Genomic DNA, 13,498 nt, shown 5'->3' with positions numbered 1-13,498 from the left:
GTGGGCGTGGTGCCGCTGGTGCTGGTGGTGGTGCCGGGGATGCTCACGGCTCACAGCTCGCCGTCGATGAGGGCGAAGAGTTCGTCATCGGTGGCCGCTTCGATCGTGTCCTCCGCCGTCGCGCTCCCCTGCTGTGTCTGCGCGGGCCGGTCCCCGAAGCGCGCCACCAGCTCCTCGAGCTTGCTGACGATGCGTCCACGAGCGGGGTCCCCGGCCTCGGCCGAGCCGAGCAGGCCGTCGAGTGCGGCCAGGTCGGTGAGAACCCGGTCGGCGGACGGGCGCCGGCCGCGCAGCAGTTCCTCGCGGAGCAGCTCGGCCAGGGCCTGCGGGGACGGGTGGTCGAAGACGAGCGTGGCCGACAGCCGGAGGCCGGAGACCCGGTTGAGGCGGTTGCGCAGCTCCACCGAGCTCAGCGAGTCGAAACCGAGGTCCTTGAACGCCTGCGCGGGATCGACCGACGCGCCCGAGGCGTGCCCGAGGACGTCCGCGACCTCGCCGCACACCAGGGCGACCAGTTGCTCGGTCTGCTGCGCCTGCGGCAGTACGAATATCCTCTCGGCGAGGGTGTCCTCACTCTGCGCTCCGCCAGGGGCAGTAGCCGCGGCACCGGCACCGGCAGCGGTCGACATCCTCCGTACGGCCGGGGCCGGGGCCGGGGCCGGGACCACCGCGCTCAGGAACAGCGGGAGGCTGCCTGCGGCCGCCTGTTCGCGCAGCGCCCGCCGGTCGAGACCGAGCGTCACCAGCGTGCTCTCGTCCGCCGCCCGGGCCGCGTCGAAGAGGGCGAGGCCCTGCGCTGATGACATGGGGGCGAAACCGGCGCGGGACAGCCGGTTCAGCGCGGTCCGGTCCAGGTGGGAGGTCATTCCGCTGCGCTCCGCCCACAGTCCCCACGCCATGGCGGTGGCGGGCAGGCCCTGAGCGCGGCGGCGCTGCGCGAGCGCGTCGAGGAAGACGTTCGCCGCCGCGTAGTGGGCCTGTCCCGCACTGCCGAACACGCCTGCCGCGCCTGAGAACAGGATGAACTCCGCCAGTCCGAGGTCACGGGTGAGCTCGTGCAGGTGCAGGGCCGCATCGGCCTTGGCCCGGAACACCGTTTCCAGCCGGCCCTCCGTCAGCGAGCCGATGACCCCGTCGTCGATGACCCCGGCCGTGTGGACGACTGCCGTCAGGTCGGGTACGGAGTCCAGGAGTCGTCGCAGGGCTTCGCGGTCGGAGACGTCGCAGGCCGCCACGGTCACTTCGGCGCCCAACGCTGTCAGTTCTTCGGCCAGTTCACCGGATCCCTGGGCCTCCGGACCTCGGCGGCTGGTCAGGAGCAGACGGCGTGCACCGTGTTCCGAGACCAGGTGCCGGGCCACGAGCGCACCCAGCGTGCCCGTACCGCCGGTCACCAGAACCGTCCCCGGACCGAGGTCCGCGGGAGCGCCCGAGGGCGCCGCCACCCGGGCCAGCCGGGCCACTCGTACGGCCTTGTCGCGGACGGCCAGTTGCGGCTCGTCGCCACAGGCGACGGATGCCACCAGCCGCAGGGTCCCGGCCCCGGCCTCGTCGACGTCCACCAGGGCGAACCGGCCCGGGTGCTCCACCTGCGCCGACCGCACGAGACCCCAGAGCGGAGCGTGCGCCAGATCGCGTACGTCCTCGTCCGCGTCGACGGCCACGGCCCGCGCGGTGACCAGGACGAGCCGCGAATCGGCGAGCAGCTCGTCGGCCAGCCACTCCTGGAGGAGCCCGAGGCCCCGGAGCCCGGCCGCCCGTACCTCGTCGGCCGTCACATCGGCGTCGGCCGCAGCCGGATCGGCCGCCTGGCCGACCGGGCAGAGCACGGCCTCCGGCAGCGGCTCGCCCGCCGCGACGGCGGCCCGCAGCGCGGCCAGGTCAGGGTACGGACCGTCCGGCCCGAGTACGACGGCCCGTACGGCGGGTGCGTCGGAAGCCGGCGCCGCCGGGACCCACTCCACCCGGTACAGCGGGTCTGCGGCCGGACGGCCGAGCTGCCCGGCCGGAGCCGGGCGCAGGACCAGGGAGTCCACCGAGGCCACGGGATTGCCGACGGCGTCGTAGGACGTGACCTGGATGCCGCCGTCCGGTCCGGCCGGGGCGAGGCGGGTACGCAGCTCCGTGGCACCGGTCGCGTACCAGCGCGCCCCGGACCAGGAGAAGGGGAGCCGCCGCTCGCCGCCGCCCTGGAGGAAGGTCCCGTGCAGTGCGGCGTCGAGGAGCGCGGGGTGCAGACCGAACCCGGCCGCGTCGGCGTGCTGTTCCTGCGGCAGCCGGGTCTCGGTGAAGACCTCGTCTCCGCGCCGCCAGGCCGCGGCCAGCCCGCGGAAGGCGGGGCCGTAGGCGTAGTCGGCCTCGGCGAACGACTCGTAGAGCGCGTCGAGGTCCACGGGCTCCGCATCGGCGGGCGGCCACGTCCAGGCCCCGGCGGGAGGTGTCGCGGACCCGACGGTGAGGAAGCCGCCCGCGTGCTGCGTCCAGGGCTCGCCGGCCTGGTTGTCCCCCGTGCGGGAGTGGATGCCCACCGGGCGCCGGCCGGCCTCGTCGGCCTCGTCGGCCTCGCCGACGGATACGTGGATGTCGATGCCGCCTTGCTGCGGGATCACGAGCGGAGCGGCCAGGGTGAGTTCCTCGAGGGTTGTGGTGCCGAGGTGTTCGCCGGCGCTGAGTGCCAGTTCGACGAGGGCGGTGCCGGGGAGGAGGACGTTGCCGAGTACGGCGTGGTCGGCGAGCCAGGGGTGCGTCTGGAGGGAGAGACGGCCGGTGAAGGAGAGGGTGTCGGTTCCGGGCTGGTCGATGAATCCACCCAGGAGCGGGTGGCCGGCATCGCTCAGGCCGAAGGCCGAGGCACTGCCCTGGGCGCGGTTGCCGGGGGCGGGCGTGAGCCAGTAGTGCTGGTGCTGGAAGGGGTAGGTGGGCAGGTCCGTCCGGCGTGCGCCGGAGCCCGCGAAGAAGGCCTCCCAGTCGACCGCGGCGCCGTGTGTGAAGACCGTGCCGAGGGTGGAGACGAGGGTGTGGGCTTCGGGGCGGCCCTTGCGCAGGGAGGCCGCGAAGACCATCCGTGCCCCGCCGCCAAGGGACCTTTGTGCCAGGACGGTGAGGGTGGCATCGGGGCCGACCTCGATGAAGCGGGTCGCGCCGTGGGCCTCCAGAGCTCGTGCCGCGTCGTGGAAGCGGACGGTCTGGCGGACGTGGCGGATCCAGTAGTCGGCGGAAGCGAACTCCTCACCGGGAATCAACTCGCCCGTGACGGTGGAGACCACCGGCAGATCGGGCTTCCCGAAGGACAGGCTTTCCACGACCGTGCGGAACTCGTCGAGCATCGGGTCCATCAACGGCGAATGGAAAGCATGACTCACCTTCAGACGACGGGTCTTGACACCCCGCTCTTCGAGAATGGCGATGACCTCGGCCATGGCACTGTCGGCACCGGAAAGGACCACGGACTGAGGCCCGTTGACCGCGCCCAGGCTCAACACGTCCTCACGGCCCGCGAGCAGCGGCGTGACGTCCTCTTCCGAAGCCGTCACCGCGACCATGCCCCCACCGTCAGGCAGGGCCTGCATCAACGCGCCCCGTGCGACGACGAGTCGCGCGGCGTCGGCGAGGGAAAGCACACCGGCGACGTGGGCCGCGGCGATCTCACCGATGGAGTGACCCGCCAAGACGTCAGGCCGTACACCCCACGACTCCAAGAGCCGGAACAGCGCCACCTCAAGAGCGAAGACAGCCGGCTGCGTCAGCTCCGTGCGATCGAGAACACCATCCGCACCCTCGAAGACGTCCTGCCTCAACGACCCACCCAGCAACGGGTCGACAGCCCCACACACCGCATCAAAGGCCGACGCGAAGACAGGGAAGGCGTCATACAACTCACGCCCCATCCCGACCCGCTGCGAACCCTGCCCCGTAAACAAGAATGCCTGCAGACCCTCCGACACCGACACACCACCCGCACCACGCCCGGCAGCCAGCTCCCCCAACGAAGCCACCAGCCCCTCACGGTCACCCGCCACCACCACCGCCCGACGCTCGAACACCGCGCGCGTGGTGGCCGCCGAGTAGGCGAAGTCCAGTGCCTCGGCCGGGGATGCGTCGCCCAGTGCGGCGAGCAGCCGCTCGGCCTGCGCGCGCAGGGCGGTCGGGTTCTTCGCAGACACCACCAGAGGCAGTACGGGCACCCCGATCCGGTCGTCGTCCCCGCCCGCCGTCCGGGGCTCCGGTGCCTCGGACTGCGGAGCCTGTTCCAGTACGAGATGGGCGTTGGTTCCGCTGACGCCGAAGGCCGAGATGGCGGCCCGGCGCGGTCGGCCGGTCTCCGGCCACTCCCGGGCCGCGGTGAGGAGTTCCACCGCCCCCGCCGACCAGTCGACGTGCGGGGAGGGCTCGCCGACGTGCAGGGTCCGGGGCAGCACCCCGTGCCGCATTGCCTCGACCATCTTGATGATTCCGCCGACGCCCGCCGCCGCCTGCGTGTGCCCGATGTTGGACTTCAGGGAGCCGAGGTAGAGCGGGCGGTCGTCCGTCCGCTCCTGCCCGTACGTGGCGAGCAGTGCCTGGGCTTCGATGGGGTCGCCGAGGCGGGTGCCGGTGCCGTGGCCCTCGACCGCGTCCACCTCGGCGGCGGACAGACCCGCGTCCGCCAGGGCCGCCTGGATGACGCGCTGTTGCGAGGGGCCGCTGGGGGCGGTGAGGCCGTTGCTGGCGCCGTCCTGGTTGACGGCGGAGCCCCGTACGACGGCCAGGACCCGGTGTCCGTTGCGTTGCGCGTCCGACAGCTTCTCCAGTACGAGGACGCCCGCGCCCTCGCCCCAGCTCGTACCGTCCGCGTCGGCGGAGAAGGCCTTGGAACGGCCGTCCCGGGCCAGCCCCTGCTGCCTGCTGAACTCGACGAAGAGGCCGGGAGTGGCCATCACCATCGCGCCACCGGCCAGCGCCAGGGAGCATTCGCCGTTGCGCAGGGACTGCACTGCCAGGTGCACGGCGACGAGCGAGGACGAGCAGGCCGTGTCCACGGTCAGGGCGGGACCTTCCAGACCCAGGGTGTAGGAGATCCGGCCCGAGGCCACGCTCGAGGACTTTCCGGTGAGGAGGTACCCCTCGACCTCCTCGGGGGCCTCGTGCAGCAGCGCGCCGTAGTCCTGGTGGATCACGCCGGCGAACACGCCGGTGTCGGTGGAGCGCAGGCTGTCCGGGGCGATGCCGGCCCGCTCCAACGCCTCCCAGGACGTCTGCAGCAGCAGCCGCTGCTGCGGGTCCATGGCCAGCGCCTCGCGCGGGGAGATCCCGAAGAAGGCGGCGTCGAAATCGCCCGCCCCGTAGAGGAATCCGCCGTCACGCGCGTACGAGGTGCCGCGGTGCTCCGGGTCCGGGTGGTAGAGCTTCCCGGTGTCCCAGCCGCGGTTGTCCGGCAAGGGTGCGATGACGTCCTGCCCCTGGCTGACGATGTCCCACAGTCCGTCGGGCGTGTCCGCGCCGCCCGGGAAGCGGCAGCTCATGCCCACGATCACGATCGGGTCGGCGGCGTGCGTGTCGCCGTCCGCCCGGACGGCCCGGACGGCGCGCTGTGCCCGCCCCTGTGCTCCGGACGTCGTCTCGCCGACCAGCATCGTCAGCAGGTGCTGGGCGACGGCCGCGGGCGTGGGGTGGTCGAAGACCAGGGTGGTGGGCAGGGTCAGGTCGACGGCGGTGGCCAGCCGGTTGCGCAGCTCCACCGACGTGAGCGAGTCGAAGCCCGAGGTCTTGAAGGCTTGGTTGGGCGCGAGCACGTCGGAGGGGGCACGGCCGAGCACGGCGGCCGCCTGGGCCCGTACGAGGTCCAGTACGGCACGCAGCTGTTCGGCCTCGGTGAGCTCGCGCAAGGTGCCGGCGAAGGCGGTGCCCGTGGCGGAAGCCGCCGAAGCCGCCTCGGCCAGTGCCTCGCGGGCTTCCGGCAGTTCGGCGAGCAGCGGGCTCGGCCGGGTGGCGGCGAAGCGCGGGGCGAACCGCTGCCAGTCGATGTCGGCGACGACGAGCGCGGGCTCCGGCTGGGCCGCTGCGTACCAGAGGGCCGCCACGGCCTGTTCGGGGTCCATGGCCGGAACCCCGCGCTGCAGCATGTGCGCCTCGGCGGCGTCGCCGACCATGCCGCCGCCGCCCCAGATGCCCCAGCCGATGGCCACGGCCGGCAGGCCCAGCGCGTGGCGCAGGTGGGCGAGGGCGTCGAGGGAGGCGTTGGCGGCGGCGTAGGCCGCTTGGCCGCCGTTGCCGAGGACGCCCATGACGGACGAGAAGAGGACGAACGCCTCCAGCTCGATGCCGAGTTCACGGGTCAGCTCGTGCAGGTGCCAGGCGGCGTCCGCCTTGGGCGTCAGCACCCGGTCCAGCTGCTCCGGCGTGAGCGCCTCGATGACGGCGTCGTCGAGGACGCCGGCGGCGTGCACGACGGCCGTCAGCGGCTGGTCACCGGGGACCGAGGCCAACAGGGCGCGCAGCGCCTTCGGGTCGGCGGCGTCGCAGGCGGCGACGGTGACGCGCACGCCGAGGGCGGAGAGCTCGTCGGCCAGTTCCCCCGCACCGGGGGCGTCGCCGCCGCGCCTGCTGGTCAGCAGCAGGTGTCCGGCTCCCGCGGCGGCCAGGCCGCGGGCGATGCGGGCGCCCAGCGCGCCCGTTCCGCCGGTCACCAGTACGGTGCCCCGGGGCTGCCATCCCGCGTCGGCCGCCGCGGCTGCCGCGGCCGCGGCGGTGCGCGGTGCGCGGACCAGGCGGCGGGCCAGGATCCCGCGGGCCCGGACGGCCAGCTGGTCCTCTCCCTGGGTGCCGGATGAGGCGAGGATGCCGCAGAGCCGGCGCAGGGTGTGCGCGTCGGGCTCGGCGGGCACGTCGATCAGGCCGCCCCAGCGGTCGGGGTGCTCCAGGGCGGCGACCAGGCCGAGGCCCCAAGTGCGCGCCTGTACCGGATCGCTGGGCGCGTCCGTGTCGTTCGTACGTACGGCTTCGCGGGTGACGGCCCACAGCGGTGCGCTGGTTCCGGTGTCGCCGAGAGCCTGGACGAGGGCGAGCGTCGCGGCCGGGCCGGAGCCGTCGAGCGCGAGGAGCGACAGCACTCCGGACAGCTCGGCGCCGTCGGCGACGACGCGTACGGCCTCGGCGGTCCGGTCCCGGGCCTGGGCACGATTGGGGTCGGGATCATGTGCACCGGACAGCTCCAGCGGCAGTACGCGAGCTCCGCGCGCCGTGAGTTCCGCGGCGGCGCCGGTGACCCAGGGGTCCTCCGCGTGCCCGGCGGGCACGGCGAGCAGCCAGGTGCCCGACAGCTGGGGCAGCGGAGTGTCGCCGAGGGTGCGCCACGTGACGCGGTAGCGGCGGCCCTCGGCTTCGGTGGTCTCGCGGCCCTGGCGGCGCCAGTCGGCCAGCAGGGACAGGGCGGGCGCGAGCGCGTCGCCGTCCTCGGCGCCGAGTTCACCGGCGAACCAGGTCGTGTCCTGGTTCTCGACGGCCTCCCAGAAGCGGTCCTCGCGGGCGTCGCCCGCACGGGCCGCGGCGCCGCCCGAGTGGGACGAGAGCCAGTAGCGGTCGCGCCGGAACGCATAGGTGGGCAGGGCCGCGCGGGGGCCCGGGGCGAGCAGCCAGTCCACCGCCACGCCCCGTACGTGGGCCTCGGCCAGGGAGGCCAGGAACCGCTCGGGTCCCCCCTCGTCACGGCGCAGGGAGGAGAGCACGGCGATGTCGGAGGCACCCGCGGTCTCCACCGTCTCCTGCACGCCGATCGCGAGGACGGGGTGCGGGCTCATTTCGATGAAGGCATCGAAGCCCTGGTCGAGGAGCGAGCGCACGGTGTCCTCGAACTGGACGGTGTGGCGGAGGTTGCGGTACCAGTACGCGGCGTCGAGCCGGTCACCCTGTCCGCCCTGACCGTCCTGACCGCCCTGTCCGTCCTGTTCGCCCTGTTCGCCTGTGACGGGCCGGCCGGTGACCGTGGAGTGGAAGGGGATGCGGGGAGTGCGGGGGCGGATGGGGGCCAGGAGTTCGGCCAGACGCTCCTCGATGGCCTCGACGTGCGCGGAGTGCGAGGCGTAATCGACCGGGATACGACGGGCCCGCACATCGGCGGCCTCGTAGACGGCCAGGAGCTCCTCGAGCTGTCGCGCACTACCGGAGACGACGGTGGAACGGGGACCGTTGATCGTGGCGATGGACAAGTCGTCCCACGATGTGATCCGTTCGCGCACCTCGGCGGCGGGCAGCGGCACGGACACCATTCCGCCGTCCCCGGCGATCTCCACAAGAGCCTGACTGCGCAGAGCGACCACGAGCGCCGCATCCTCCAGGGAGAGCGCGCCGGCAACACAGGCCGCCGCGATCTCGCCCTGCGAATGCCCGACCACCGCAGCCGGCTCGACACCGTGCGAACGCCACAGCTCCGCGAGGGAGACCATGACGGCGAACAGAACGGGCTGGACCACATCGACACGCTCGAAGCCCGGAGCGCCCTTCGCACCACGCAGTACGCCGGTCAGCGACCAGTCCACGTACGGCGACAACGCCGCCTCACAGGACTCGATGCTGTCACGGAACACAGGTGACCGGTCGAGGAGACCCACGGCCATACCCACCCACTGCGACCCCTGCCCCGGAAACACGAACACGGGTCGACGGGCACCGGCGGCGGTGCCGGTCACCAGCCGGTCGGCCGGCTCGCCGTCGGCCAGGGCGCCGAGCCCGGCCAGGAAGCCATCCCGGTCGCCGGCCACGACCACGGCACGCTCCCTGAGCGTGGCGCGGGTGGTGGCCAGGGAGAGCGCGACGGCGGCGAGGTCGGTGCCGGGATCGGCGGCCACCTGGTCGCGCAGGCGCGCGGCCTGGGCGCGCAGCGCTGCGGGCGTCGCCGCGGACACGGCCCACGGCAGTGCGGACGGGGCGACGGTGTCCGCCTCCGGGTCCTTCCCGGTCTCGTCGGTCTCGTCGGTCTGGCCAATCGTGTCGGACGGCACGATCTGTTCGATGATGGCGTGGGCGTTGGTCCCGCCCACACCGAAGGAGGAGACGGCGGCGCGGCGCGGCCGACCGGTCTCCGGCCACTCCCGGGCCTCGGTCAGCAGGTGCACCGCGCCCGTGGACCAGTCCACGTACGGCGAGGGCTCGCCGACGTGCAGCGTCCGGGGCAGCACCCCGTGCCGCATGGCCTCCACCATCTTGATGACACCGGCGACACCGGCGGCCGCCTGGGCGTGCCCGATGTTCGACTTCAGGGAGCCCAGGTAGAGGGGCTGGTCCTCGGGCCGGTCCTGGCCGTACGTCGCCAGGAGGGCCTGCGCCTCGATCGGGTCGCCCAGCCGCGTGCCCGTACCGTGCGCCTCGACCGCATCGACCTCGGCGGCGGACAGACCGGCGTCGGCCAGCGCGGCGCGGATGACCCGCTGCTGGGAGGGGCCGTTGGGGGCGGTCAGGCCGTTGCTCGCGCCGTCCTGGTTGACCGCCGTACCGCGGATCACCGCGAGCACCTCGTGGCCGTTCGCCCGGGCGTCCGAGAGCCGCTCGAGGACGAGCACGCCCGCGCCCTCGGCCCAGCCGGTCCCGTCGGCGTCGGCGGAGAACGCCTTGCACCGTCCGTCGGCGGAAAGGCCGCGCTGCTGGCTGAACTCGACGAACATGCCGGGGCTCGACATCACCATCACACCGCCGGCGAGGGCGAGGGTGCTCTCCCCCGAGCGCAGCGAACGGCAGGCCAGGTGGAGGGCCACGAGCGAGGACGAGCAGGCCGTGTCGATGGTGACGGCGGGCCCTTCGAGGCCGAAGGTGTAGGCGATGCGCCCGGAGGCCACGGCCGGGATGGTGCCGGTCAGGACGTACCCCTCGGAGCCCTCGCCTGCTTCGTGCAGCCGGGGCCCGTACTCCTGCGGGGAGAGGCCGATGAACACCCCCGTGCGGGTGCCGCCTAGCGTGTCCGGCGCGATGCCCGCCCGTTCCAGCGCCTCCCAGGAGCTCTCCAGCAGCAGGCGCTGCTGCGGGTCCATCGCGGTGGCCTCGCGCGGCGAGATCCCGAACGGCTCGGGGTCGAACTGCGCGGCGTCGTAGAGGAATCCTCCGGAACGCGTGTACGTACGACCGGGCACGCCGGGCTCCGCGTCGTACAGGGCGTCGAGGTCCCAGCCGCGGTCGGCGGGGAACTCGGAGATCGCGTCCCCGCCGTCGGCCAGCAGCTCCCACAGCTCCTCGGGCGAGCGGACTCCGCCGGGCAGTCGGCAGCTCATCGCGACGATGGCGATCGGCTCCTCGTCCGACGCTGTCCGGATGGCGTCGGAGGCGGCGTCGGAGGCGGATTCGCGGCCGCCCAGTTCGTCACGGAGATGACGGGCGACCTCGGCCGGGGTGGGGTGGTCGAACAGCAGGGTGGCGGGCAGCCGAAGCCCGGTCGCCGCGCTCAGCCGGCCGCACAGCTCGACCGAGGTCAGCGAGTCGAATCCCAGGTCCCTGAAGCTGCGGGTGGGATCGACCTCGTGCGGTCCGGCGTAGTCGAGGACCTCGGCGGCACGGGCCCGGACGAGCTCCAGGAGCGACTGCTGCTCCGCGGGCTCCGGCGTACGCGATACGGGCTCGGGTACGGATGCGGACGCGGACGCGGACGCCGCTACGGATACGGGCTCGGCCGTGGTTGCGATCCAGTACGGGCGGCGCTGGAAGGGGTAGGTGGGCAGGTCCGTCCGGCGTGCGCCGGAGCCCGCGAAGAAGGCCTCCCAGTCGACCCTGCCACCGTGCGCGAAGACCGTGCCGAGAGCGGACAGCAGGGTCCGGGCTTCGGGGCGGCCCTTGCGCAGGGAGGCCGCGAAGGCCGTCCCCGTTCCACCGCTGAGGGAAGTCTGTGCCAGGGCGGTGAGGGTGGCATCAGGGCCGACCTCGATGAAACGCGTAACGCCGTGGGCTTCGAGGGCCCGTACCGCGTCGTGGAAGCGGACGGTCTGACGGACATGCCCGATCCAGTACTCGGGGGAAGCGAACTCCTCACCGGGAATCAACTCGCCAGTGACCGTGGAGACCACCGGCAGATCGGGCTTCCCGAAGGACAGGCTTTCCACGACCGTGCGGAACTCGTCGAGCATCGGGTCCATCAACGGCGAATGGAAAGCATGACTCACCTTCAGACGACGGGTCTTGACACCCCGCTCTTCCAGGACGGCCACCACCTCGGCCAGCGCCGAGTCGGCACCCGAAAGGACAACAGACTCCGCTCCGTTGACCGCGCCCAGGCTCAACAGACCCTCACGGCCCGCAAGCAGCGGCGTGACGTCCTCTTCCGAAGCCGTCACCGCGACCATGCCCCCGCCCGCGGGCAGAGCCTGCATCAACGCACCTCGCACCACCACGAGTCGTGCGGCATCCGCAAGGGAAAGCACACCGGCCGCGTGCGCGGCAGCGATCTCACCGATCGAATGCCCCGCCAGGACATCGGGACGCACACCCCACGACTCCAAGAGCCGGAACAACGCGACCTCAAGAGCGAAGACAGCCGGCTGCGTCAGCTCCGTGCGATCGAGAACACCATCCGCACCCTCGAAGACGTCCTGCCTCAACGACCCAGCCAGCAACGGGTCGACAGCCCCACACACCGCATCAAAGGCCGACGCGAAGACAGGGAAGGCGTCATACAACTCACGCCCCATCCCGACCCGCTGCGAACCCTGCCCCGTGAACAAGAACGCCTGCAGACCCTCCGACACCGACACACCACCCGCACCACGCCCGGCAGCCAGCTCCCCCAACGAAGCCACCAGCCCCTCACGGTCACCCGCCACCACCACCGCCCGACGCTCAAGAGCGGACCGTGTGACCGCGAGTGAATACGCGAGGTCGGCGCGCACCATGTCCGGACCGTCCACCAGTCGGTCGCGGAGCTGCCGCGCCTGGGCCCGCAAGGCCTCATCGGTGCGTGCGGACAGGACGTACGGCAACGAGGCCTTGTCCTCGGTGGCCTCGGTGGCCTCGGTGGCCTCGGTGGCCTCGGCGGGCACCGCCGGGGCGGGGACCGGGGCCGGGCTCTCCGACAGGACGACGTGGCAGTTGGTGCCGCCCATCCCGAAGGAGGTGACACCGGCCACGAGCGGTGCGCCCTGCCTGTACGCGCCCTGCCCGTCCGGGTCCGGTTCAGCCGCCGCCCGGGGCCAGGGGCCGTGCTCCGTACGGACTTCGAGGCGCAGTTCCTCGAAGTCGATCTCGGGGTTGGGCGTCTCGAAGTTGAGGCTGGCAGGCAGTTCCCGGTGGACGAGGGAGAGGATGACCTTGATGAGGCCCGCGATGCCCGCGGCGGCCTCCAGGTGCCCGATGTTGGTCTTCACGGAACCGATCAGGAGCGGCCTGGTGACGCTGCGGTTCTCTCCGAACACCGCGCCGAGCCCGGCTGCTTCGACCGGATCGCCCAGCCGGGTACCCGTACCGTGCGCCTCCACGTACGTGACGTCCGCCGGGTCGGTCGCGGCCCGCTCGTAGGCGAGCCGGAGCACGTCCTCCTGGCCGCCGGGGACGGGCGAGGTGAGGCTCTGGCCGCCACCGTCGTTGTTGACGGCCGAGCCGCGGATCACGGCGAGCACCCGGTCGCCGTCGGCGAGGGCGCGGTCCAGCCGCTTGAGTACGACGAGGCCGCCGCCTTCGCCGTGGACGAAGCCGTTGGCGCGGGCGTCGAAGGCGTGGCAGCGGCCGTCCGGGGAGAGGCCGCCGAACTTGGTGGCGGCGACGAAGCCGTCCGGGACGACGTCGAGGTTGACCCCGCCGGCCAGCGCGATCTCCGACTCGCCGGAGCGCAGGCTCTCGCAGGCCTCGTGTACGGCGACGAGCGAGGAGGACTGGCCGGTGTCGAGGGTCAGGCTCGGGCCCCGCAGGCCCAGCAGGTAGGAGACGCGGTTGGCGAGGATGCCCCGGCTGACGCCGGTCATGGTGTGGATGCCGACGGCTTCCAGGCCCTGGCGCTGCGTCAGGGTCGCGTACGAGTCCGCCATCGCACCGACGAACACGCCGACCCGCCCGCCCCGCACCCCGGCGGGGACGATCCGTGCGTGTTCGAGGGCCTCCCAGGCGAGTTCGAGGGTGAGTCGCTGCTGCGGGTCCATGGCCGAGGCCTCTCGCGGGGAGATGCCGAAGAACCCGGCGTCGAATCCGCTGATGTCGTCCAGGAATCCGCCCCGCTTGCTGACCGACCGCCCGGGCACGGCCGGGTCCGGGTCGTGGAGCGCCTCCGCGTCCCAGCGGTCGGCGGGCACCTCGGTGACGGCGTCGGTGCCGTTGCTCAGGAGGGTCCAGAAGGCCTCGGGGCTTGCGGCCCCGGGCAGCCGGCAGGACATGCCGATGACGGCTACGGGGGCGTGCGGGGGCATGGCTGCAGGCATGGAAGAGGGCATGGCGGATCTGCTCCTTGGCCCTGGGCGCGGGCGTGATGTGGAGACGTACGGCAGCAGTTTCCGTACGCGGGCGGCAGGCGGCTCCCGAGTGGCGCTCCGGCGAGCCGTTGGGGACGAGGGCGGTCAGG

General features: G+C 72.9%; 1 protein-coding gene. It reads right to left on the bottom strand.

All coding sequences use genetic code 11. The features are described 5' to 3' along the window. Positions 1–50: 50 nt before the first annotated feature. Positions 51–13,370: a type I polyketide synthase gene (locus tag OG247_RS33890; protein ID WP_327255771.1), complete on the bottom strand. Its 13,320-nt coding sequence runs from the start codon at positions 13,368–13,370 to the stop codon at positions 51–53. Positions 13,371–13,498: the final 128 nt, after the last annotated feature.

Source organism: Streptomyces sp. NBC_01244 (assembly GCF_035987325.1).
In the GTDB taxonomy this organism is placed as follows: domain Bacteria; phylum Actinomycetota; class Actinomycetes; order Streptomycetales; family Streptomycetaceae; genus Streptomyces.
The sequence above is the reverse complement of the archived record's forward strand: the minus strand, read 5'-3'. Positions and strand labels throughout refer to the sequence as shown.